The organism is Streptomyces apricus, from assembly GCF_008369065.1.
GTDB classification, from domain to species: Bacteria; Actinomycetota; Actinomycetes; order Streptomycetales; family Streptomycetaceae; genus Streptomyces; species Streptomyces apricus.
In genome coordinates, this window is sequence record NZ_VDFC01000046.1 from 460305 (window position 1) to 483065 (window position 22761).

Here is a 22761-nt window from a genome sequence, read left to right on the forward strand (position 1 = left end):
GGACGAGCTGTGGCAGCGGTACACCGGGGCCCTGGAACCGCTGCGGCGGGCCGGACGGCTGGGCACCCTGCTGTTCCAGTTCCCGCCGTGGTTCGGGCCCGGCGAGCGGGCCCGGGCCGTGCTGCGGGGGTGGGCGCGGCGGGCCGCCGGCTGGCCGGTCGCCGTGGAGTTCCGGCACCCGGACTGGTGGCACCCCGAGCTGCGGGAGGAGTCCGCGGAGCTGCTCGCGCGGCTGGGCATGAGCACGGTCAGCGTGGACATGGCGCAGTCCGTCGCCGGCGCAGTGCCGCCGGTCGACGTGGTCACCACGCCCGCCCTCGCGGTGGTGCGGTTCCACGGGCGCAGCGTGTCATGGGGGTCGGGGAGCAAGGAGGACCGCTTCCGGCACACGTACACGGCCGACGAGCTGAGCGAGTGGCTGCCGCGGCTGCGGACGATGGCCGGGCGCGCCGACGAGCTGCACGTCCTGTTCAACAACTGCTGCGCCGACGCCGCCGTACGCGCCGCGGAGACGATGAGCGGCCTGCTCACCGACGCCGCCGCGCCGCTCGCGCCCCCCGCGGCCGGCTGAACCGGGCGGGACGCCCGCGGCACGTTCCGTCCCGAGTCGCGTACTGCAAGCGCTTCCTGACGCCGCGTCCGTTCCGTCCCCCCCTTCACGGCGTGAACCCCCGGGACCCGCCCGGGCTTTCTCCGCTTTACCTCTTGACGCCCACGGCGCCGGGGAGCACATTGGCCGCGCCACCGTGCTGAGAGCGCTCTCAGAACGGTCGGCGCCATCCGCGCACCCCACTCCGTACCCGAAGAGGCACCCATGAGGGAAACTTCCGGCACACCCGCGAGACCCGGCCGGCTGCGGCGCACGCTCGTCGCCCTGGTCGGCGTGCTGAGCCTGGCGGCGGCCGGGTCCGCCGCCGCCGACGCGCCCGCGCCGCCCAGCGGCTGGACCCAGGTCTTCGTCGACGATTTCAACGGCGCCGCGGGCACCGGCGTCAACACCTCGAACTGGCAGTACGCCACCGGCCACGGCTACCCGGGCGGGCCCTCGAACTGGGGCACGGGCGAGATCGAGAACATGACGTCCAGCACGAACAACGTGGCGCTGGACGGCAGCGGCAACCTGCGCATCACACCGCGGCGCGACGCCTCGGGCAACTGGACCTCGGGCCGCATCGAGACCAACCGCACCGACTTCCAGCCGCCGTCCGGGGGCAAGCTGCGCGTCCAGTCCCGCATCCAGATGCCCAACGTGACGGGCGCCGCCGCCCGCGGCTACTGGCCGGCGTTCTGGATGCTGGGCGCGCCCTACCGCGGCAACTACCAGAACTGGCCCTCCGTCGGCGAGCTGGACATCCTGGAGAACGTCCAGGGCCTCAACACCGTGTGGGCCACCATGCACTGCGGCACCAACCCGGGCGGCCCCTGCAACGAGACGACCGGCATCGGCGGCTCCACCGCCTGCCCGGGCTCGACCTGCCAGTCCGGCTTCCACACGTACGCGATGGAGTGGGACCGCTCCACGAGCGTGGAGGAGATCCGCTTCTACGTCGACAACGTCAACTACCACACGGTGCGGGCCAACCAGGTCGACGCGACGACCTGGGCGAACGCCACGAACCACGGCTACTTCATCATCCTGAACGTGGCGATGGGCGGCGGCTTCGTGGACGCCTTCGGCGGCGGGCCCGACGGCGCCACGGTGCCGGGCAACCCGATGGTCGTGGACTACGTCCAGGTGCTCACCGCGGGCGGCGGCACCACGCCTCCCCCGACCGGCAACCGTGACGCGTACAGCGCGATCCAGGCCGAGTCGTTCGACGCCCAGAGCGGCACGATCACCGAGACCACCACCGACTCGGGCGGCGGCCAGAACATCGGCGCGCTCGCCAACGGCGACTGGGTGCAGTACAAGGGCGTCAACTTCGGGTCCTCGGCGGCCCGCCAGTTCACCGCCCGGGTCGCGAGCGGCGCCGGGAACGCGGTCAGCGGGCTGGTGGAGGTCCGCCTCGACAGCCGTACCAGCACGCCCATCGGCAGCTTCGCCCTGGCCAACACGGGCGGCTGGCAGAGCTGGCGGACCGTGCCCGCGAACATCAGCAACGTCACCGGGACGCACGACGTCTACCTCACCTTCACCAGCGGCCAGCCGGCCGACTTCGTGAACGTGAACTGGTTCAGCTTCGGTCACTGAGAACCGTGCAGCTGTTCGACCCCGGTCGCTGAGACCGCGGTGCCGGCGCAGCCGGCCGTGAGGGGGCGGTCCGTCCGGGCCGCCCCCTCACGGGTGTGCCGCCGCCCCCTCACGGGTGTGCCGCCGGCGCCTCAGCGCAGCTCCGCCCGGAACGCCACCGGCGTCACCCCGGTGTGCTGCGTGAAGAACTTGGAGAAGTTGGCCGCGTCGGGGAAGCCCACGGCGGCGCCCACGCGGCCGATCGGCAGGTCCGTGTGGGCCAGCAGGCGCTTGGCCTCCAGGACGACCCGCTTGTCGATGAAGCCCTTCGGCGTCTCGGCGGTCGCGGCGCGGACCGCGCGGACGAGGGTGCGCCGGGAGTAGCCGAGCGCGTCGGCGTAGGCGCTGACGCTGTGGTTGGTGGCGAACCCCTTCTCGACGGCCTCCCGGAAGCGGACGAAGGTGCTGTCCCCCTGCTCGCCCTCGGCCGGCCCGCCGCCGGTCCCCGGGCGCGCCGCGCCGGCGCCGGCCGCCAGATGGGCCAGGCGCAGCAGGAACGCGGTCAGGGTGTGCCGCAGCACGGCGGTGTGCAGGCTCAGCGGCAGGGTGCCCGTGTCGACGTACTCGCGCTCCAGCTGGGCGAGCGCGTGCTCCAGCGCGGCGCGCTGGGCGGCGTCGGGGCGCAGCAGCGGGGGCAGGTCGTAGCGGTAGAGGCCGGTCGCCTCGACGGTGGCGCGCGGCAGGAAACCGGGCTGCATGACCAGGGCCGTACCGCGGTAGTCGGTCGTCGGGGAGAAGCGGTGCACCTGGCCGGGGCGGATCCACAGGATCTCGCCGTCGCCGGCCTCGTGCTCGTCGAAGTCGACCATGTGGCGGACCCGGCCGCCGCGGAGGAACAGGACCAGGTGGTAGTCGATGCGGTGGACACGGCCGGCCTGCTCACCCAGATGCCAGCCGCCGCCTGACTCCATCGGGCCCACCTGCATGCCCACGCCGAGAACGCTGAGGCCCACGGGGAAGGGAAGAGTCCTGATCCCGGTCCGGCCCTCCGCGCGTGCGTCTTCCTGTCGGGTGCTTCTGTCCGCCATGTCCATCTCGTGTCGAATCGGCCCGTGGTCGTTGTCCCACATTCACCAAAGGCTGACACAGGGAGACCTCGCCGAGAAAAAGTCAGACTTTTAAAGTCGAACACATCGAATGAGTTATCGGGCTCACAGCGAGGACTTCTTGAAGATGAGTACGCAGACATCCGACGGTATGGAGTGGACCGACCTGGACCGGCGGGCCGTGGATACGGCCAGGCTGCTGGCGGCGGACGCCGTGCAGAAGGTCGGCAACGGCCACCCCGGCACGGCGATGGCCCTGGCCCCGGCGGCGTACACCCTCTTTCAGAAGGTGATGCGCCATGACCCGGCCGACCCGGAGTGGACCGGCCGCGACCGCTTCGTCCTCTCCCCCGGCCACACCTCCCTGACCCTCTACACCCAGCTCTTCCTCGCCGGCTACGAGCTGGAGCTGGACGACCTGAAGGCGTTCCGCACCCACGGCTCGAAGACGCCGGGCCACCCGGAGTACGGGCACACCGCCGGGGTCGAGACCACCACGGGGCCGCTGGGCCAGGGCGTCGCCAACGCGGTGGGCATGGCGATGGCCGCCCGCTACGAGCGCGGCCTCTTCGACCCGGACGCCCCCGAGGGCACCTCCCCCTTCGACCACACCGTCTGGGCGATCGTCTCCGACGGCGACCTGGAGGAGGGCATCTCCGCCGAGGCGTCCTCGCTGGCGGGCCACCAGAAGCTCGGCAACCTCGTCTTCGTCTACGACGACAACCACATCTCGATCGAGGGCGACACCGCCACGGCCTTCTCCGAGGACGTGCTGAAGCGGTACGAGGCCTACGGCTGGCACGTGCAGCGCGTCGAGCCCGCGGCGGACGGCGACGTCGACCCGCACGCCCTGCACGCGGCCCTGACCGCCGCGCAGGCCGAGACCGGGCGCCCCTCGATCATCGCGATGCGCACGATCATCGCCTGGCCCGCCCCGAACGCGCGGAACACCGAGGCCGCGCACGGCTCGGCGCTCGGCGCGGAGGAGATCGCGGCCACCAAGCGCATCCTCGGCTTCGACCCGGAGAAGACCTTCGAGGTCGCCGACGAGGTGCTGGCGCACGCCCGCCGGGCCCTCGACCGCGGCGCCGAGGCGCACGCCGCGTGGAACAAGCAGCTCGCCGAGTGGCGCACCGCGCAGCCCGAGCGCTCCGCGCTCTTCGACCGGATCGTGGCCGGGCAGCTGCCCGAGGGCTGGGAGGACGCGCTGCCGGTGTTCGAGGCCGGCACGTCCGTGGCGACCCGCGCGGCCTCCGGCAAGGTCCTGCAGGCGCTCGGCGGGGTGCTCCCCGAGCTGTGGGGCGGCTCGGCCGACCTTGCGGGCTCGAACAACACCACCATCGACAAGACGAGTTCGTTCCTGCCCGCGGGCAACCCGCTGCCGGAGGCGAACCCCTACGGGCGCACGGTCCACTTCGGCATCCGCGAGCACTCCATGGCCGCGGAGATGAACGGCATCGCCCTGCACGGCAACACCCGCATCTACGGCGGCACCTTCCTGGTGTTCTCCGACTACATGCGCAACGCCGTACGCCTTTCGGCCCTCATGCAGCTCCCCGTGACCTACGTGTGGACGCACGACTCCATCGGCCTCGGCGAGGACGGCCCCACCCACCAGCCGGTCGAGCACCTCGCCTCGCTGCGCGCCATCCCCGGACTGAACCTGGTGCGCCCGGCCGACGCCAACGAGACCGCGCTCGCCTGGGCCGAGATCACCCGGCGGCACGCGACGGACCCGGCCCCGCACGGCCTGGCCCTCACCCGTCAGGGCGTACCGGTGTACGAGGCGAACGCGGACACCGCCAAGGGCGGCTACGTCCTGCGCGAGTCCTCCACCGGGACCCCCGAGGTGATCCTGATCGCCACCGGCTCCGAGGTCCAGCTCGCCGTCGCCGCGCGCGAGCAGTTGGAAGCGGAGGGAGTGGGCACCCGAGTGGTGTCGATGCCGTCCGTGGAGTGGTTCGAGGAGCAGTCCGCCGAGTACAGGGAGAGCGTCCTGCCGACGTCCGTGAAGGCCCGCGTGGCGGTCGAGGCCGGCATCGGCCTCACCTGGTACCGGTACGTCGGTGACAACGGACGCATCGTCTCCCTGGAGCACTTCGGCGCCTCCGCCGACGCGAAGACCCTGTTCGCCGAGTACGGCTTCACGGCCGAGAACGTGGCCGCGTCCGCGCGGGAATCCCTGGCCGCCGTCCGCGGTTGATCCGACCGCACGAAGGAAGATGATCACTGTGACCGATACGAACACCGCCGCCGAACCCCTTGCGGCCCTCTCCGCGGAAGGCGTCTCCGTCTGGCTCGACGACCTGTCCCGCAGCCGCATCGCCTCGGGCGGCCTCGCCGAACTCGTCCGGACCCGGCACGTCGTCGGCGTCACCACCAACCCCTCGATCTTCCAGGCCGCGATCGGCTCCGGCGAGGGGTACGAGGAGCAGCTCGCCGACCTCGCCGCGCGCGGCGTGACGGTCGACGAGGCCGTGCGGATGATGACCACCGCCGACGTCCGCGCCGCCGCCGACGTGCTGCGGCCGGTGTACGACGCGACCGGCGGCCGGGACGGCCGGGTCTCCATCGAGGTCGACCCGCGCCTGGCCCACGACACGAGGGCGACGGTCGCCGAGGCCAAGCAGCTCTTCTGGCTGGTCGACCGCCCGAACGTCATGATCAAGATCCCGGCGACCAGGGCCGGGCTGCCCGCGATCACCGAGGTCATCGGGCTCGGCATCAGCGTCAACGTCACGCTGATCTTCTCGCTGGAGCGCTACCGCGAGGTGATGGACGCCTACCTGGCCGGCCTGGAGAAGGCACAGGCCAAGGGCCTGGACCTGGCCACCGTCCACTCCGTCGCCTCCTTCTTCGTCTCCCGCGTCGACAGCGAGATCGACAAGCGGCTGGACAAGGTGGGCACGGACGAGGCCCTCGCGCTCAAGGGCCGGGCGGCACTGGCCAACGCGCGGCTCGCCTACCAGGCGTACGAGGAGGTCTTCGGCGGTGGCCGCTGGACCGCCCTCGGCGGGGCCCGCGCCAACAAGCAGCGCCCGCTGTGGGCCTCGACGGGCGTGAAGGACCCGGCCTACAAGGACACGCTGTACGTGGACGAGCTGGTCGCGCCCGGCACCGTCAACACGATGCCCGAGTCCACGCTGAACGCCACCGCCGACCACGGCGAGATCCGCGGCGACACGGTGAGCGGCGGCTACTCCCAGGCCCGCGCGGACCTGGAGGCCGTCGAGAAGCAGGGCATCTCGTACGACGAGGTGGTCGGGCAGCTGGAGGACGAGGGCGTCGCAAAGTTCGAGGCGTCCTGGGGCGAGCTGCTGAACGCCGTCAGGGTTTCGCTCGACGACAAGGGAGTTGACGGGGAATGAGGAGGAAGACCCCCAAGGGGGCGCAGGCGCAGTCGGCCGGCCCGGCGCTGGACGCCACCGCCGCGACGGCGGCGGCCGAGGAGAGCGGCAGGGCGGCCGACGCGTCCACCGGTACCGAGGGCGCGGCGGTGAAGACCCCCGCCGCGGACGACGCCCAGACCGGCGGCCTCGCCACGGACGGCGCGGCGGCCGGTGGCCCCGGCGCCGGGCCCGGCTCCCTCGCCGAGGTCCTGGACCTCGCGGACGGCTGGACCAACCCCCTGCGCCATCCCCAGGACCGCCGCCTGCCCAAGATCGCCGGCCCCTCCGGCCTGGTCATCTTCGGTGTGACGGGCGACCTGTCGCGCAAGAAGCTCATGCCGGCCGTCTACGACCTGGCCAACCGCGGGCTGCTCCCGCCCGGCTTCTCCCTCGTCGGCTTCGCCCGGCGCGACTGGGAGGACGAGGACTTCGCCCAGATCGTGCACGACTCGGTCCGCGACCACGCGCGCACCGAGTTCCGCGAGGAGGTCTGGCAGCAGCTCGCCGAGGGCATGCGGTTCATCCCGGGCGACTTCGACGACGACGAGGCGTTCGAGCAACTGCGCTCGGCCGTCGACGAGCTGGACAAGTCCCGCGGCACGAGCGGCAACTACGCCTTCTACCTCTCGGTCCCGCCGAAGTTCTTCCCCAAGGTCGTCAAGCAGCTCAAGAAGCACGGCCTGGCCGAGGCGCCCGCCGGTTCCTGGCGGCGCGCGGTGATCGAGAAGCCGTTCGGCCGCGACCTGAGGAGCGCGCGCGAGCTGAACCGGGTGGTGCACGAGGTGTTCGACCCGGAGCAGGTGTTCCGGATCGACCACTACCTCGGCAAGGAGACCGTCCAGAACATCCTGGCGCTCCGCTTCGCCAACCAGATGTACGAGCCCGTCTGGAACCGGTCGTACGTGGACCACGTACAGATCACGATGGCCGAGGACATCGGGATCGGCGGCCGCGCCGGCTACTACGACGGCATCGGGTCGGCCCGTGACGTCATCCAGAACCACCTCCTGCAGCTGATGGCGCTGACCGCGATGGAGGAGCCCATCGCCTTCGACGCCGACGCGCTGCTCACCGAGAAGCTCAAGGTCCTCAAGTCCGTGAAGCTGCCGGAGGACCTGGGCGAGCACACCGTGCGCGGCCAGTACGCGGCGGGCTGGCAGGGCGGCGAGAAGGTCCGCGGCTACCTGGAGGAGGACGGCATCGACCCCGGGTCGACGACCGACACCTACGCCGCGGTCAAGCTGGAGGTGGACAACCGCCGCTGGGCGGGCGTCCCCTTCTACCTGCGCACCGGCAAGCGCCTGGGCCGCCGCGTCACCGAGATCGCCGTCGTCTTCCAGCGCGCCCCGCACTCCCCCTTCGACTCCACCGCCACCGAGGAGCTCGGCGCGAACGCGATCGTCTTCCGGGTGCAGCCCGACGAGGGCATGACCGTGCGCTTCGGATCGAAGGTGCCGGGTACGTCGATGGAGATCCGGGACGTGTCGATGGACTTCGCGTACGGCGAGTCGTTCACCGAGTCCAGCCCGGAGGCGTACGAGAGGCTGATCCTGGACGTACTGCTCGGCGACGCCAACCTCTTCCCCCGGCACCAGGAGGTGGAGGAGTCCTGGAAGATCCTCGACCCGATCGAGGAGTACTGGGAGAGCCACGGCAAGCCCGCGCAGTACCCCTCGGGCAGCTGGGGCCCCCGGGAAGCCGACGAGATGCTCGCACGAGACGGACGGAGCTGGCGCAGGCCATGAAGATCGACCTGAGCGACACCACCTCAAGCAAGATCAACAAGGCGCTGGTACACGGCCGCCGCGCCATCGGCACGCCTGCCGTGGGCATGGTCCTGACGATGGTCATCGTGACCGACGAGGAGAACGCGTACGACTCGATCAAGGCGGCCGAGGAGGCCTCGCACGAGCACCCCTCGCGCACCCTGGTCGTCATCAAGCGGCACGCCCGCACCCCTCGTGACCGCACCAACTCCCACCTCGACGCCGAGGTGCGGGTCGGCGCCGACGCGGGCACCGGCGAGACGGTGATCCTGCGGCTGTACGGCGAGGTGTCCGACCACGCCGACTCGGTGGTCCTGCCGCTGCTGCTGCCCGACGCGCCGGTCGTCGTCTGGTGGCCGGTGGACGCCCCCGAGGTCCCGGTCAAGGACCCGCTGGGCGCCCTCGCCCAGCGCCGGATCACCGACATGTACGCCGTGGAGTCGCCGCTGCGGGCCCTGGAGGCGCGCGCCGCCGCCTACGCGCCGGGCGACACCGACCTGGCCTGGACCCGGCTGACGCCCTGGCGCTCGATGCTCGCCGCCGCCCTGGACCAGGCCCGCACGAAGATCACCTCGGCCGCCGTGGAGAGCGAGGCCGACAACCCGAGCGCCGAGCTGCTGGCCCGCTGGCTGGAGGCGCGCCTGGAGGTGTCGGTCGAGCGGATCGTCACCGCGGGGCCCGTGGTCACCGCCGTGCGGCTCGGCACCGCGGGCGGCGAGATCGTCATCGACCGCCCCGAGGGCCCGCTCGCGACGCTGTCCCTGCCGGGCCAGCCCTCGCGCACCCTCGCGCTGAAGGTCCGCAGCACCTCCGAGCTGATCGCCGAGGAGCTGCGCCGCCTCGACGCGGACGAGATGTACGCCGTCGCCCTGCGCGGGGACAACTCCGAAGTCCTGCGCGCGAGCACCGGGAAGGAGAGCCGTGTCTGACACACCGATGCTCACCCGCCGCCCCGAGTGGACGGCGCTGGAGGACCACCGCGCCGGGCCCATGCTGCACCCGCAGCTGCGTGAGCTGTTCGCCACCGACCCGGAGCGCGCCGAGCGGTACACCGTGCGCGTGGGCGACCTGCACATCGACTACTCGAAGCACCTCGTCACCGACGAGACGCTCGCGCTGCTGCAGGAACTCGCCACCGCTACCGGGGTGTTCGGCCTGCGCGACGCGATGTTCCGCGGCGAGAAGATCAACGTCACCGAGGACCGGGCGGTCCTGCACACCGCGCTGCGCGCCCCGCGCGACGCGGTCGTGGAGGTCGACGGCGAGAACGTCGTGCCGAAGGTGCACGCCGTGCTCGACAAGATGGCCGCCTTCTCCGAGCAGGTCCGCTCGGGCAAGTGGACCGGGCACACCGGCCGGCGCATCAAGAACGTGGTCAACATCGGCATCGGCGGCTCCGACCTGGGTCCGGCGATGGCGTACGACGCGCTGCGCGCCTTCACCGACCGGGATCTGACGGTCCGTTTCGTGTCGAACGTGGACGGGGCCGACCTGCACGAGGCGGTCCGCGACCTGGACCCGGCCGAGACGCTGTTCATCGTCGCCTCGAAGACGTTCACCACCATCGAGACGATCACCAACGCGACCTCGGCGCGGTCCTGGCTGCTCGCGGGGCTCGACGGCGAATCCGCCGCGGTGGCCAAGCACTTCGTGGCGCTGTCGACGAACGCGGAGAAGGTCGCCGACTTCGGCATCGACACGGCCAACATGTTCGAGTTCTGGGACTGGGTCGGCGGACGCTACTCGTTCGACTCGGCGATCGGCCTGTCGCTGATGATCGCGATCGGCCCCGAGCGCTTCCGCGAGATGCTCGACGGCTTCCACCTGGTCGACGAGCACTTCAGGACCGCGCCCGCGGAGGCCAACGCGCCGCTGCTGCTGGGCCTGCTGGGCGTCTGGTACGGCGACTTCTTCGACGCGCAGTCGCACGCGGTGCTGCCGTACTCGCACTACCTGTCGAAATTCACGGCGTACCTGCAGCAGCTCGACATGGAGTCCAACGGCAAGTCCGTGGACCGCCAGGGCCGTCCCGTCGAGTGGCAGACCGGTCCCGTCGTGTGGGGCACGCCCGGCACCAACGGGCAGCACGCGTACTACCAGTTGCTCCACCAGGGCACGAAGACGATCCCCGCCGACCTGATCGGCTTCGTCAACCCCGTCGCCGAGCTCGGTGGTGAACTCGCCGCGCAGCACGACCTGTTGATGGCGAACCTCTTCGCCCAGGGCCAGGCGCTGGCGTTCGGCAAGACGGCCGACGAGGTACGGGCCGAGGGGGTGCCCGAGGAGCTGGTGCCGCACCGCACGTTCCGCGGCAACCGCCCGACGACCACGATCCTTGCCCGTGAACTGACCCCTTCGGTCCTGGGCCAGTTGATCGCCCTCTACGAGCACAAGGTGTTCGTGCAGGGCGCGATCTGGAACATCGACTCCTTCGACCAGTGGGGCGTCGAACTCGGCAAGGTCCTCGCCAAGCGCGTCGAACCCGCCCTCACCGAGGGCGCCGACGTCCCCGGCCTCGACTCCTCCACCAGCGCCCTCGTGGCCACGTACCGCACTCTCCGGAAGAAGTGAACTGACATGACTGCGATGCAGCTCGGACTCGTCGGCCTCGGCAAGATGGGCGGCAACATGCGTGAGCGCATCCGCCGCGCGGGCCACACCGTCATCGGATACGACCGCAATCCGGACCTCGCCGACGTGAACAGCCTGAGCGAGCTGGTGGGCAAGCTCGAAGGCCCGCGGGTGGTGTGGGTGATGGTGCCGGCCGGTGCCGCGACCCAGTCCACGATCGACGAGCTCGCCGAGCTCCTGGAGCCCGGTGACGTGGTCGTGGACGGCGGCAACTCGCGCTGGACGGACGACGAGAAGCACGCCGAGGAGCTGAAGGCCAAGGGCATCGGCTTCGTCGACGCAGGCGTCTCGGGCGGGGTGTGGGGCCTGCAGAACGGCTACGCGCTGATGGTCGGCGGCGAGGCGGAGCACATCGCGCGGGTCCAGCCGATCTTCGACGCCCTCAAGCCGGAGGGGGACGCGGGGTTCGTGCACGCGGGCAAGGTGGGTGCGGGGCACTTCTCCAAGATGGTCCACAACGGCATCGAGTACGCGATGATGCAGGCCTATGCCGAGGGCTGGGAGCTGCTGGAGGCGGTGGACTCGGTCACGGACGTGCGGGAGGTCTTCCGGTCCTGGCAGCAGGGCACGGTGATCCGTTCCTGGCTGCTGGACCTGGCGGTCAACCTCCCCCAACTGCGGCAACCCCGCCCGCAGTTGCAGCCCGTCGCGGTACAGGTGCCAGAAGGACCGGGTGTCGGCGAGGGCACGGTCGGTGGCGTACTCGGCGAAATAGGCCGGCTGCGGCAGCCACGGCTTGGCACCCTCCGTCCCGGCCGTCGCGGACATGAAGCCGAACGGCGAGGCACGTCCCGACCACGGCAGCGGCACCCGGCACCCGTCGCGGATCCGCGCACGGCTGCCGGTGCGGCGGAAGATCGGGTCGGTGAGCACGTCGTCGGGCAGGTCGACCTCGGGCAGCCCCAGCTCCTCCCCCTGGTAGATGTACGCGGCGCCCGGCAGGGCCAGTATCAGCAGCGCGGCGGCCCGGGCGCGCGCGGCGCCCAGATCGCCGCTCTCGGTGCCCAGTTCGCCGTACCGGGTGACCGTCCTGACCTGGTCGTGGTTGTTGAGGACCCAGGTGACCGTGGACCCGGTGCCGGCGATGTCCTGCAGGGCGTCGCAGATGACCTTGCGGAAGGCGCCGGCGTCCCAGGACGCGCCGAGCAGGTCGAAGAAGAAGGCCTGGTGCAGTTCGTCGGGGCGCACGTACAGGGCGTGGTCGTGGGAGGACGGCACGGACACCTCGCCGACGAGCAGGCGCTCCCGGCCGTCCCGGTCGGTGTACTCCTCGCACATCGACCGCCAGTGCCGCCACACGTCGTGCACCTCGGGCTGGTTCCAGGCGAGCGGGTTCACCGAGTCCCGGGTCCGGGCGTCGGCCCCGGGGTCGGGCGAGTCCGGCAGCTCCGGGTGCTTGTAGAGCCCCGTGGCGACGTCGATGCGGAAGCCGTCGACGCCCCGGTCCAGCCAGAAGCGCAGGACCTGGTCGAAGTACGCACCGGTCCCGGGGGTGCGCCAGTTCAGGTCGGGCTGGGCGGGCGTGAACATGTGGAGGTACCACTGGCCGGGGGTGCCGTCCCGCTCGGTGACCCGGCTCCAGGCGGGGCCGCCGAACATGGCGTGCCAGTTGTTGGGCGGCAGCTCCCCGCCCGCGCCCCGGCCGTCGGCGAAGTGGAAGCGGGCCCGTGCCGCGCTGCCCGGCGCCGCGGCGAGGGCCTCCCGGAACCACGGGTGCGTGTCGGAGCAGTGGTTGGGGACCACGTCGATGATGACCTTGATGCCGAGCCGCCGGGCGTCCCTCATCAGCAGGTCGAACTCGCCGAGGTCGCCGAAGAGCGGGTCGACGTCGCAGTAGTCGGCCACGTCGTAGCCGTGGTCCTGCTGGGGCGAGGGGTAGAAGGGGCTCAGCCAGACCCCGTCGACCCCCAGTTTCTTCAGGTACGGCAGTCCGGCCCGTGCTCCGGCGAGATCCCCGATGCCGTCCCCGGTGCTGTCCAGGAAACTGCGGACGTACACCTGGTAGATCACCGCGTCGCGCCACCAGCGGTGCGGGGCGGACGTCGTCCGTCGGCCTGTCTGTGCGTGCCTGCGGTACATGCATGCAGGGTAGGGAGGAGGGGCGTGCGAGGCGGCCGGTCTTCCGCCGACCGCCTCAATAATCCCACGAATGCCCGTCCTACGGCGTACGGACGCCCGTCGGCGGGGAGGGCCGGTCAGCCGCGGCCGCGCAGCTCCCGGTACGTGCCGACCAACGCCTTGGTGGACTCGTCCAGGCCGGGGACGTCGGCGCCCTCGGTGAGGGCGGGTTCGACGCGCTTGGCGAGGACCTTGCCGAGTTCGACGCCCCACTGGTCGAAGGAGTCGATGTTCCAGATCGCGCCCTGCACGAACACCTTGTGCTCGTAGAGGGCGATCAACTGGCCCAGGACCGAAGGCGTCAGCTCGCGCGCCAGGATCGTGGTCGTCGGGTGGTTGCCGCGGAACGTCTTGTGCGGCACCAGTTCCTCGGGCACGCCCTCCGCCCGTACCTCGTCCGGCGTCTTGCCGAAGGCCAGCGCCTGCGTCTGGGCGAAGAAGTTGGCCATCAGCAGGTCGTGCTGCGCCTTGAGGGCGTCGCTGAGTTCGGCGACCGGCTCGGCGAAGCCGATGAAGTCCGCCGGGATCGTCTTCGTGCCCTGGTGGATGAGCTGGTAGTAGGCGTGCTGCCCGTTGGTGCCGGGCGTGCCCCACACCACCGGTCCGGTCTGCCACCGCACCGGGTTCCCGTCGCGGTCCACGGACTTGCCGTTGGACTCCATGTCGAGCTGCTGCAGGTACGCCGTGAACTTCGACAGGTAGTGCGAGTACGGCAGCACCGCGTGCGACTGCGCGTCGTGGAAGTTGCCGTACCAGACGCCCAGCAGGCCCAGCAGCAGCGGGACGTTGGCCTCCGCGGGGGCCGTGCGGAAGTGCTCGTCGACCAGATGGAAGCCGTCGAGCATCTCGCGGAAGCGCTCGGGGCCGATCGCGATCATCAGCGACAGGCCGATCGCCGAGTCGAACGAGTAGCGTCCGCCGACCCAGTCCCAGAACTCGAACATGTTGGCCGTGTCGATGCCGAAGTCGGCGACCTTCTCCGCGTTCGTCGACAGCGCCACGAAGTGCCGGGCGACGGCCTCCTGACCGGCCTTCAGCTCGGTCAGCAGCCAGTCGCGTGCCGAGGTCGCGTTGGTGATCGTCTCGATGGTGGTGAACGTCTTCGAGGCGATGACGAACAGCGTCTCGGCCGGGTCCAGGTCGCGGACCGCCTCGTGCAGGTCGGCCCCGTCCACGTTCGACACGAAACGGACCGTCAGATCCCGGTCGGTGAAGGACCGCAGCACCTCGTACGCCATCGCCGGGCCCAGGTCGGAGCCGCCGATGCCGATGTTGACCACGTTCTTGATGCGCCGGCCGGTGTGCCCGGTCCACTCGCCGGAGCGGACCCGCTCGGAGAAGGCGGCCATCTTGTCGAGGACCGCGTGCACCTTCGGCACGACGTTCTCGCCGTCGACCTCCACGACCGCGTCGCGCGGGGCGCGCAGCGCGGTGTGCAGGACCGCCCGGTCCTCGGTGACGTTGATCTTCTCGCCGCGGAACATCGCGTCCCGCAGGCCGGCCACGTCCGTCGCCGCGGCCAGGCCACGCAGCAGTTCCAGCGTCCGGTCGGTGACCAGGTGCTTGGAGTAGTCGATGTGCAGGTCGCCGACCCGCAGCGTGTACGCGGCGCCCCGTCCCGGGTGCCGGTCGAACAGCTCGCGCAGATGCGTCCCGGCGAGTTCCTCCCGGTGCTCGGCCAGCGCGGTCCACTCGGGCGTCTGGTCGAGCCTGGTGCGGCTTTCTGCGTTCATGTCGGACTTCCGCCTCTTTCCTGCCTGGCTTGCGTGCCTTGCCCCGCTACCGGTCCCAACCTAATTGATCAGGGGGCGACGTGAGCTGTCGTGCCGGGTCGTCCGGCCCGACAACAGATACGTCCGGTGCGGTCGCAGGTGTCAGCACGACGGCGGAGGATCCGGGCGGCCGCCGGGCGTAGGAAAGATACGCCGCACGGACAGCCCGTGCGCACGGCCGGAAGACACCACCGGCCGGACACGCTTCCGCGTCCGGCCGGATGCCAATCCTTAGATTTCGCCCCGCAGTTTGGCGAGCGCCTCGGCGAGGATCGCCTCGCCGTCCGCGTCGCTGCGCCGCTCCCGCACGTACGCCAGGTGCGTCTTGTACGGTTCGGTGCGCGGCGGGTCCGGCGGGTTGTCCCGGTCCTGTCCGGCGGGGAAGCCGCAGCGGGGGCAGTCCCAGGTGTCGGGGACCTGCGCGTCGCTGGCGAAGCTGGGCTGCGTCTCGTGCCCGTTGGAGCACCAGAAGGAGATGCGCAGCCGGGGCGCGGACTCGCCGCGCTCGGCCTCGCCCATCGGCCCCGCCCCGACCCGGCTACCTCGGATCGCGTTGCCACTTGCCACGGTCGTAACTCCCTGCGTGATGGTGCCGCGAAGCGAGTCGGCGTGACGCTTCGCTGCGGGCGCCTCAGTCTACGTAAGGCCCAACGCGCGTCCAGTGACAGGAGTTGCACCCCGCGCACAGACGCAAGCCCCATGATAGGCCGCGCCCGCGGGCGCGTACCGGACATGGGGCCTTACGTGCGGAATGTGCTTGCCTGATGTGCGTTCGTGCTGGTCGGCCGGTGTGCGTCGGCGGTCAGTTGTTGACCTTCATCAGGATGCCCAGCACCACGATGCACGCGAACCAGAGCAGACCGACCACCACGGTGATGCGGTCGAGGTTGCGCTCGGCGACCGAGGACCCGCCGACGGACGACTGCATGCCGCCGCCGAACATGTCGGAGAGGCCGCCGCCCTTCCCCTTGTGCATCAGCACCAGCAGCATCAGCAACAGGCTGAAGACGATCAGGGCGATCGAGAACCCCATAACCACGGCTGGACCAACTTCCTAGGACTTGGACGGACGACGGGGGCCGGTGCTTCGGGTACGAAGCCGTCCGGCCCCCGCAAGGGTACGACGTAACGCCGCTACGGCATACTCGCAGCTCGGCGCTTCCCGCCCGGGGCGAGGCCTACTGGTCGCGGAACCGGACGATCTTGACGAACTCGTCGGCGTCCAGGGAGGCGCCGCCCACCAGGGCGCCGTCGATGTCGGGCTTCGCCATGATCTCCGCGACGTTGCCGGACTTCACCGAGCCGCCGTACTGGATGCGGACGGCGTCGGCCACCTCCTGCGAGTACAGCTCGGCGAGCTTGCCGCGGATCGCCGCGCAGACCTCCTGCGCGTCGTCGGCGCCGCACACCTTGCCGGTGCCGATGGCCCAGACGGGCTCGTACGCGATGACGATCGACTCGGCCTGCTCGGCGGGGACGTCCTTGAGGCCGCCCTCGACCTGGCTCAGCGTGTGCGCGACATGGTTGCCCGCCTCGCGGACCTCCAGCTCCTCGCCGACGCACAGGATCGGCGTGAGGCCGTGCTTGAAGGCGGCCTGCACCTTGGCGTTGACGATGTCGTCGGTCTCGGCGTGGTACTGGCGGCGCTCGGAGTGGCCGACCGCCACGTACGTGCACTTGAGCTTGGCCAGCATGGAGCCGGAGATCTCGCCGGTGTAGGCGCCGGAGTCGTGCGCCGAGACGTCCTGGGCGCCGTACTTGATCTTGAGCTTGTCGCCGTCGACCAGGGTCTGGACCGAACGCAGGTCCGTGAAGGGCGGCAGGACCGCGACCTCACAGGCGTCGTAGTCCTTGTCGGCGAGGGCGAAGGCGAGCTTCTGGACGTGCGCGATGGCCTCGAGGTGGTTGAGGTTCATCTTCCAGTTGCCCGCCATCAGCGGCGTGCGAGTGGTCATACGGGGTCAGTCCTCCAGTGCGGCGAGACCGGGGAGCGTCTTGCCCTCGAGGTATTCGAGGGAGGCGCCGCCACCGGTGGAGATGTGGCCGAACGCGTTCTCGTCGAAGCCCAGGATGCGCACGGCCGCGGCGGAGTCACCGCCGCCGACGACCGTGAAGGCATCGGAGTCGACGAGTGCCTGGGCGACGGCCTTGGTGCCCCCGGCGTAGTCGGGGTGTTCGAAGACGCCCATCGGGCCGTTCCAGAAGACGGTGGCCGCGTCGGCGAGCTTCGAGGCGTACAGCTTGCCCGACTCCGGACCGATGTCCAGGCCCATCCGGTCGGCCGGGATCGCGTCCGCGGCGACGGTCTCCGGGGAGGACGGCGCCTTGGTCTTCAGGTCGGGGAACTCGGCCGCGACCACGACGTCGACGGGGACGATCAGCTCGACGCCGTTCTTCGCGGCGCGCTCGACGTACTCCGTGACGGCCGGCAGCTGGTCGTCCTGGACCAGGGAGGCGCCGATCTCGTACCCCTTGGCCTTGAGGAACGTGAAGGCCATGCCGCCGCCGATGAGCAGCTTGTCGGCCTTGCCGAGCAGCTGGTCGATGACGGCGAGCTTGTCGGAGACCTTGGAGCCGCCGAGGGCGACCACGTAGGGGCGCTCGACGTCCTCGGTGAGCTTCTTCAGCACGCCGACCTCGGTGGCGATCAGGTAGCCGGCGTAGTGCGGCAGCCGCGCCGGGAGGTCGAAGACGGAGGCGTGCTTGCGGTGCACGGCGCCGAAGCCGTCGCCGACGTAGACGTCGGCCAGGGCGGCGAGCCGGTCGGCGAACTCGCCGCGCTCGGTGTCGTCCTTGGACGTCTCGCCGGCGTTGAAGCGGAGGTTCTCCACGACCGCCACCTGGCCGGGCTGCAGCCCGTCCACGGCGTCGTGGGCCGCGGGGCCGACGGTGTCCTGGGCGAACGCGACGGGCGCGTCGAGGAGCTCGCCGAGCCGCTCGGCGGCGGGCAGCAGCGAGAAGGCGGGGTCCGGGGCGCCCTTGGGGCGGCCCAGGTGCGAGGCGACGACCACCTTGGCGCCGGCCCCGGCGAGGGCCTTGACCGTCGGCAGGACGGCGCGGATGCGGCCGTCGTCGGTGATGCGGCCGTCGGCGAGCGGCACGTTCAGGTCGGCGCGCACGAAGACCCGCTTGCCGTCGACCCCTTCGGCGAGAAGTTCGTCGATCGTCTTCATGAGGGGACTCCTAGGAAGGGCTGAGGGGCTCTGTTGTCCGGAAGGGGGCTGTCGCCCAGCACGTGCCACAGGGCCCCGGCATGCGCGACGGTGCGCTGCCCGGGCCCTGTGCTCGCACGAGGTGCCTTGCTTCGTGGACCTAGAGCTGTTCGCCGACGAAGACCGTGAGGTCGACGAGGCGGTTGGAGTAGCCCCACTCGTTGTCGTACCAGCCGAGGATCTTCACCGTGCTGCCTTCCTGGACCATGGTCAGGGAGGAGTCGAAGGTGCAGGAGGCCGGGTCGCCGACGATGTCGGAGGAGACGATCGGGTCCTCGGTGTAGGTCAGGAAGCCCTTGAGGTCGCCGTCGTCGGCGGCCTTCTTGAACGCGGCGTTGACCTCGTCCTTGGTGACCTCGCGCTGCAGCGTCACGACCAGGTCGGTGGCCGAGCCGGTCGGGACCGGGACGCGCATCGCGATGCCGTCGAGCTTGCCCTTGAGCTGCGGCAGGACCAGCGCGGTGGCCTTGGCGGCACCCGTGGTGGTCGGGATGATGTTCTCGGCGGCGGCGCGGGCGCGGCGCAGGTCCGAGTGCGGGAAGTCCAGGATCCGCTGGTCGTTCGTGTACGCGTGGACCGTCGTCATCAGGCCCTTGACGATGCCGAAGTTCTCGTCGAGGACCTTGGCCATCGGCGCCACACAGTTGGTGGTGCAGGAGGCGTTCGAGATGACGTGGTGGTTGGCCGCGTCGTACTTGTCCTGGTTGACGCCCATCACGATCGTGATGTCCTCGTCCTTGGCCGGAGCCGAGATGAGGACCTTCTTGGCGCCGCCCGCGATGTGCTTCTCGGCGTCGGCCTTCTTGGTGAAGATGCCGGTCGACTCGATCACGATGTCGACGCCCAGGTCGCCCCACGGGATGTCGGCAGGGTTGCGCTCCGACAGCACCTTGATGGTGTGCCCGTCGACGGTGATCGTGTCCTCGGTGTGCGACACCTCGGCCTTGAGGCGGCCCAGGATGGTGTCGTACTTGAGCAGATGAGCGGTGGTCGCGGTGTCACCCAGGTCGTTGACAGCCACGATCTCGATGTCAGCACCCTGCTCCAGCAGCGCGCGGAAGTAGTTACGACCGATGCGGCCAAAGCCGTTGATGCCTACGCGGATCGTCACGAACCGATCTCCTCGTTAGGTGCGCCGGCTGTGGTTGCCGGCGAGTTGTATGGGATGTCCCCGACCGCCTACGACCCTACCCCCCTGAGGCTCCCGGGGTGACATCGAGATGCCCCTATACACGGCAGGGCGGTCCGTACCCGCCAGTAGGGGTACGGACCGCCCGGGGCTCGGCGCCCCTCGTGCAGGTCAGCGGCGCAGGGCCGCCAGTGCCTTGCCCAGCAGGGCCGTGCGGTCGGCCGCCGCGGTGACGTGCTCCAGGCCGAAGCCGAACAGCACGGTGTCCCGGGTGGTGACCGCGCCGTAGGTCTTGAAGAGCTCGCCGGACAGGCCCCAGTCCTGGACGACCGCCGGGCTGCCCGCGGGGGGTCCGGGGACCTTCCAGACGCCCAGCGACGTCTCGAAGCCCTCGGTCCCGGTCGCCGTGCCGCCGATCACGACGGAGGCGTTGTCGGTGAGGACCCCGTGCCCGCCGGAGCCCGGGTCGGTGATGTAGCTGAGCGACACCTCGACCGTTCTGCCGGCGTACGCCGACAGGTCGAACTCGACCTGCTGCCAGCCGTCGGAGGCCCCGGTGAAGCTGTTCCAGGAGCCGCTGGTGCCGGACGCGGTGCAGCCGCCGGCGCCCTGGGTCAGGTAACGCTTGAGGGCGGGGTGGCCCTGGATGTAGAAGCCCGCCTCGCACTCGGTGGGTACCGCCGTACGGGTGGCGCCGCCCTTGTCCGGGAGCGTCGTCCAGTCGTCGGCCCCGGCCGTGTGCGCCTCCAGGACGGCGTGGTCGTAGCCCTCCTCGGTGTCCCACAGGAGCTGGGTGCGCAGCGCGGGCGCGTCGGCGGCGCTCACCCCGGTGAGGTCGATGGTGCGGGTGAGGCGGTTCCAGGCGTAGTCGGTGTGGACGACGGCCGCCATGGACGCGCCCTCGTAGGGGCCGTACGGGTTGACGGTGCCCGGGTAGCCGCCGGCCCCGGCGCTCGCGAACTGGGGGTACGTGGCGACGGGCAGGGTGTCCGAGGTGACGCTGTAGGCACCCGCCGCGTTCAGCGGATTCCCGGGCGTGTCGCCGAGCGGTCCGCCGGTGCCCGCGAGCTTCCCCGAACCGGTGAAGGCGGTGACGCCCGGAGTGTTCGTACGGGAGTACGCACCCAGGTAGTACTGGCTGAAGTCGTTGGTCAGGGCGCCCGGCAGCGCGACCTGGCCGCCGGCCTGCTCGCCCGCCTCGATCAGCTTGCCGCCCTCGTTGAGGTAGGCGCGCAGCTGGAGCTGGGTGGTGTAGCCGGGGCGGTCGGCGCCGGTGTAGTGGACGACCGTCCCGAAGTGGCCGAGGACGCCGAGCGCGTCGGGCGCGCCCTGGGCGGCGACGTCCCAGACGACGGCCTTGCGGCCATTGGCCTGCAGGGCGTCGACGTAGACCTGGGCCTTCGTCGCGGTGACGCCCTCCTCGGCCACGACGAGCGTGTCGGCGCGGGGCCGCTCGGCGACCGTGTAGGTGAAGTGCGGGCTCGCGGTGGGCTTCCCGGCGCGGGTCTCGCCGGTGAACCAGACCTCGACCTTGTCGCCCGGCTCGCCGTCGCGGACCTTCGCGCGGTACTCGTCGAAGTAGAGGTTGTCCTCGCCGCCGTAGGTCTCGCCGCCCTTCCAGGCCTTGAGGTCCTGGGTCTTCGTGCGGCCGTTGCCGACGCGGTACCTGAGCTCCTTGTCGCGCACGGACTTGCGGGCGACCACGGAGACCTCCTGGTCGGCGCCGCGGGAGTACGAGGTGGTGAAGGGGGCCGGGGTGAAGTCGGGGGAGTCGATGCCGACGGGGGGGGGGACTTCGGCCGGTCCGGCTTCGCCGCCGCCTCGGCGACGGCGAGCGCGAACGGAATGTTCTTGGTGAACTCCTCCTGGATCAGCTTCTCGTCGTCCGGGAAGGTGAAGACCGACGCGCAGTCGGCGGCGTTCCAGGGGTCGTCCGGGTAGAGGTCCGACACGGTCTGGCAGGTCGACATCTCAGGGGTGAACATCGCCGTGCCGTTGACGTTGGACGCGTGTCCGTCGGCCTCGCCGTTGGTCGTGTAGAGCTCGGAGGAGACCTGCGGGCGGTAGCCGGGGATCGCCGGGTTCTCGGGGGTGCCGGCCAGGGACTTGTAGAGCACGTCGTCGGGGCTCGGGGTGGCCACCTGCCAGCCGACGCCGTAGAGGATGAGCTCGGCGGCGGAGTGGTAGTTGACGCCGTACTCGAAGCCGATGCGCTTCTCGAAGGCGTCGATCGCCTTGGTCTCGGGCTCGGAGCCGGGGCTCGCGCCGCGGTAGGTCTGGCTGGTCGGGTACGGGGAGGAGCCCTCGTCGTCGTAGCCCCACTTGTAGGCGAAGTTCCGGTTGAGGTCGACGCCGTCGCCGGTCGTCAGGGCCCCGTCGCCGTTGACGTCGCGCAGGTTCTTGCGCCACTGCCGGTCGCCCTCGGCCTTGAACGTCCAGTCGTAGCCGTCGGGGTTGGCGGACAGCACGAACCACAGCTCGGTGGAGTCCACGAGCTTGGTGATGCGCTGGTCCTTGCCGTAGTTGTCCAGGTAGTGGTGGAGCAGGCGCCGGGTCATCTCCGGCGTGATCCACTCACGGGCGTGCTGGTTGGACATGTACAGCACGGAGGGCTTGGCGCCGTCCTTGGTCTTCTTGGCGCCCTTGGTGAGCTTCAGGGCCAGGATGTCCTGCCCCTGGAGGGTCTTGCCGATGGAGACGACCTTCGTCAGGCTCGGGTTCTGCTGGCCCGTCCTGACGATCTCCTCCTTCAGGTTGCCCGCGCCGCTGTACGGGCGGTAGACGCCGTCCCCCGCGGCGGCCACGCGCGCGCGTGCCTTCGCCGAGAGCTTGTGCTCGGCGAGGTCGACGCCCTTGTCCTCCAGCTGCTCGGCCTGCTTGTCGGTGAGGTAGACCTCGACGGTGGCCGTGCCCTTCTGCGGTACGTGTTCGCCCAGCTCGTGGCTGTCCTGGCCCGCCGCCAGGAGCAGGGGTACCTGCTCCTTGGTGACGTCCGCGCGGAACACCTTGACCTCCTCGGCGCCCGCGCCCGGGTCGGCCGCGCCGGGTTCCGCCTGCGCCATGGGTGCGGCGGTCACTCCTGCGAGCAGGAGTGCGCCGGCAGCGAGGATCGATCTCGCTCTTCGTCTCATGAGCCCCCCTTGCGGTGGTTCGCCACGGCGGCGAACAGATGCCAGGCTCATGACACTTCATGGTCAAGTCAAGAGGGTGTCTCCGACGGCGGAACGGGACGGCGCTTGCCCCAAGTGGGCCTGCGCGCCCGGCCGTTGAGAACGGATCCGGGCCGGCCGGGTGCGACTGGGTGGGGGCCGGCCGCGCAGTTCCCCGCGCCCCTGAGGGGGATGGGGGCTCGGACCGAATGCCAGGTGCCGRTCGTCATGGGTTGCTCGCGCAGTTCCCCGCGCCCCTGAAGGGGCGCGCATCCGATCATCCGGGCTGCACCCCCACCCACCCAGGGGCGCGGGGAAC

14 protein-coding genes and 3 pseudogenes are annotated in these 22761 nt (G+C 70.8%); 8 read left to right on the forward strand and 9 right to left on the reverse strand.

Annotated elements, in window-relative coordinates; genetic code table 11:
• Together FGF04_RS40145 and FGF04_RS22175 are read left to right on the forward strand one after the other, a co-directional pair.
• Positions 1-571: DUF72 domain-containing protein (locus tag FGF04_RS40145; RefSeq protein WP_188114177.1), on the forward strand; the 571-nt coding region annotated here is incomplete at its 5' end.
• 243 nt (positions 572-814) lie between these two features.
• Entirely contained in the window at positions 815-2191 is a 1377-nt protein-coding gene (locus FGF04_RS22175; protein ID WP_149513049.1) for a glycoside hydrolase family 16 protein, read from the forward strand.
• 131 nt (positions 2192-2322) lie between these two features.
• Here FGF04_RS22175 and FGF04_RS22180 read toward each other — a convergent pair whose 3' ends face one another.
• Positions 2323-3258: a helix-turn-helix transcriptional regulator gene (locus FGF04_RS22180; RefSeq protein WP_149513050.1), complete on the reverse strand. Its 936-nt coding sequence runs from the start codon at positions 3256-3258 to the stop codon at positions 2323-2325.
• Positions 3259-3403: 145 nt separating this feature from the next.
• Between FGF04_RS22180 and tkt the strand changes: the two genes are divergently transcribed.
• From tkt to FGF04_RS22210, 6 genes and pseudogenes are all read left to right on the forward strand, one after another.
• Positions 3404-5479 carry a transketolase gene (tkt, locus tag FGF04_RS22185; RefSeq protein WP_149513051.1) on the forward strand — a complete coding sequence of 692 codons (2076 nt, stop codon included), beginning with the start codon at positions 3404-3406 and terminating at the stop codon, positions 5477-5479.
• Positions 5480-5498: 19 nt separating this feature from the next.
• Entirely contained in the window at positions 5499-6644 is a 1146-nt protein-coding gene (gene tal / locus FGF04_RS22190; protein ID WP_149513052.1) for a transaldolase, read from the forward strand.
• Positions 6641-8410 (forward strand): glucose-6-phosphate dehydrogenase, encoded by a 1770-nt coding sequence (gene zwf / locus FGF04_RS22195; RefSeq protein WP_235882434.1) that lies wholly within the window; start codon positions 6641-6643, stop codon positions 8408-8410. The genes tal and zwf overlap by 4 nt, the downstream gene beginning before the upstream one ends.
• Positions 8407-9360, forward strand: coding sequence for a glucose-6-phosphate dehydrogenase assembly protein OpcA (gene opcA, locus FGF04_RS22200; protein WP_149513053.1), 954 nt, complete (start codon positions 8407-8409; stop codon positions 9358-9360). Before zwf ends, opcA begins: the two co-directional genes overlap by 4 nt.
• Entirely contained in the window at positions 9353-11002 is a 1650-nt protein-coding gene (gene pgi / locus FGF04_RS22205; RefSeq protein WP_149513054.1) for a glucose-6-phosphate isomerase, read from the forward strand. Before opcA ends, pgi (FGF04_RS22205) begins: the two co-directional genes overlap by 8 nt.
• 15 nt (positions 11003-11017) lie before the next feature.
• Positions 11018-11672, forward strand: a pseudogene (locus FGF04_RS22210) (NADP-dependent phosphogluconate dehydrogenase); the annotation flags it as partial.
• Here FGF04_RS22210 and FGF04_RS22215 read toward each other — a convergent pair.
• The 8 genes and pseudogenes from FGF04_RS22215 to FGF04_RS22250 form a co-directional block, all read right to left on the reverse strand.
• Positions 11669-13141, reverse strand: a pseudogene (locus FGF04_RS22215) (glycoside hydrolase family 13 protein); the annotation flags it as partial. The pseudogenes FGF04_RS22210 and FGF04_RS22215 overlap by 4 nt on opposite strands.
• A 116-nt stretch (positions 13142-13257) precedes the next feature.
• Entirely contained in the window at positions 13258-14913 is a 1656-nt protein-coding gene (pgi, locus tag FGF04_RS22220; protein WP_149513055.1) for a glucose-6-phosphate isomerase, read from the reverse strand.
• Between the two features lie 270 nt (positions 14914-15183).
• The gene (locus tag FGF04_RS22225; protein WP_003957010.1) at positions 15184-15519 is read right to left on the reverse strand and encodes an RNA polymerase-binding protein RbpA; all 336 of its coding nucleotides are present in this window, start codon (positions 15517-15519) and stop codon (positions 15184-15186) included.
• A 235-nt stretch (positions 15520-15754) separates the two neighbouring features.
• On the reverse strand, positions 15755-15985 hold the full coding sequence (gene secG / locus FGF04_RS22230; RefSeq protein ID WP_009300451.1) for a preprotein translocase subunit SecG: 231 nt from the start codon (positions 15983-15985) through the stop codon (positions 15755-15757).
• Between the two features lie 145 nt (positions 15986-16130).
• Positions 16131-16907: a triose-phosphate isomerase gene (gene tpiA / locus FGF04_RS41205; protein WP_149513056.1), complete on the reverse strand. Its 777-nt coding sequence runs from the start codon at positions 16905-16907 to the stop codon at positions 16131-16133.
• Between the two features lie 6 nt (positions 16908-16913).
• Positions 16914-18125, reverse strand: coding sequence for a phosphoglycerate kinase (locus FGF04_RS41210; RefSeq protein ID WP_149513057.1), 1212 nt, complete (start codon positions 18123-18125; stop codon positions 16914-16916).
• Between the two features lie 139 nt (positions 18126-18264).
• Positions 18265-19275, reverse strand: a complete 1011-nt coding sequence (gene gap / locus FGF04_RS22245; protein WP_149513058.1) for a type I glyceraldehyde-3-phosphate dehydrogenase — start codon at positions 19273-19275, stop codon at positions 18265-18267.
• 189 nt (positions 19276-19464) lie between these two features.
• A pseudogene (locus FGF04_RS22250) lies at positions 19465-22424 on the reverse strand (M14 family zinc carboxypeptidase).
• Positions 22425-22761: the final 337 nt, after the last annotated feature.

Bases quoted from the DNA above. Each gene is read 5' to 3' on its own strand.
- FGF04_RS22175 (WP_149513049.1), top strand. From the start codon at position 815: ATGAGGGAAACTTCCGGCACACCCGCGAGACCCGGCCGGCTGCGGCGC.
- FGF04_RS22180 (WP_149513050.1), bottom strand. From the start codon at position 3,258: ATGGCGGACAGAAGCACCCGACAGGAAGACGCACGCGCGGAGGGCCGG.
- tkt (WP_149513051.1), top strand. From the start codon at position 3,404: ATGAGTACGCAGACATCCGACGGTATGGAGTGGACCGACCTGGACCGG.
- tal (WP_149513052.1), top strand. From the start codon at position 5,499: ATGATCACTGTGACCGATACGAACACCGCCGCCGAACCCCTTGCGGCC.
- zwf (WP_235882434.1), top strand. From the start codon at position 6,641: ATGAGGAGGAAGACCCCCAAGGGGGCGCAGGCGCAGTCGGCCGGCCCG.
- opcA (WP_149513053.1), top strand. From the start codon at position 8,407: ATGAAGATCGACCTGAGCGACACCACCTCAAGCAAGATCAACAAGGCG.
- pgi (WP_149513055.1), bottom strand. From the start codon at position 14,913: ATGAACGCAGAAAGCCGCACCAGGCTCGACCAGACGCCCGAGTGGACC.
- secG (WP_009300451.1), bottom strand. From the start codon at position 15,985: ATGGGGTTCTCGATCGCCCTGATCGTCTTCAGCCTGTTGCTGATGCTG.
- tpiA (WP_149513056.1), bottom strand. From the start codon at position 16,907: ATGACCACTCGCACGCCGCTGATGGCGGGCAACTGGAAGATGAACCTC.
- FGF04_RS41210 (WP_149513057.1), bottom strand. From the start codon at position 18,125: ATGAAGACGATCGACGAACTTCTCGCCGAAGGGGTCGACGGCAAGCGG.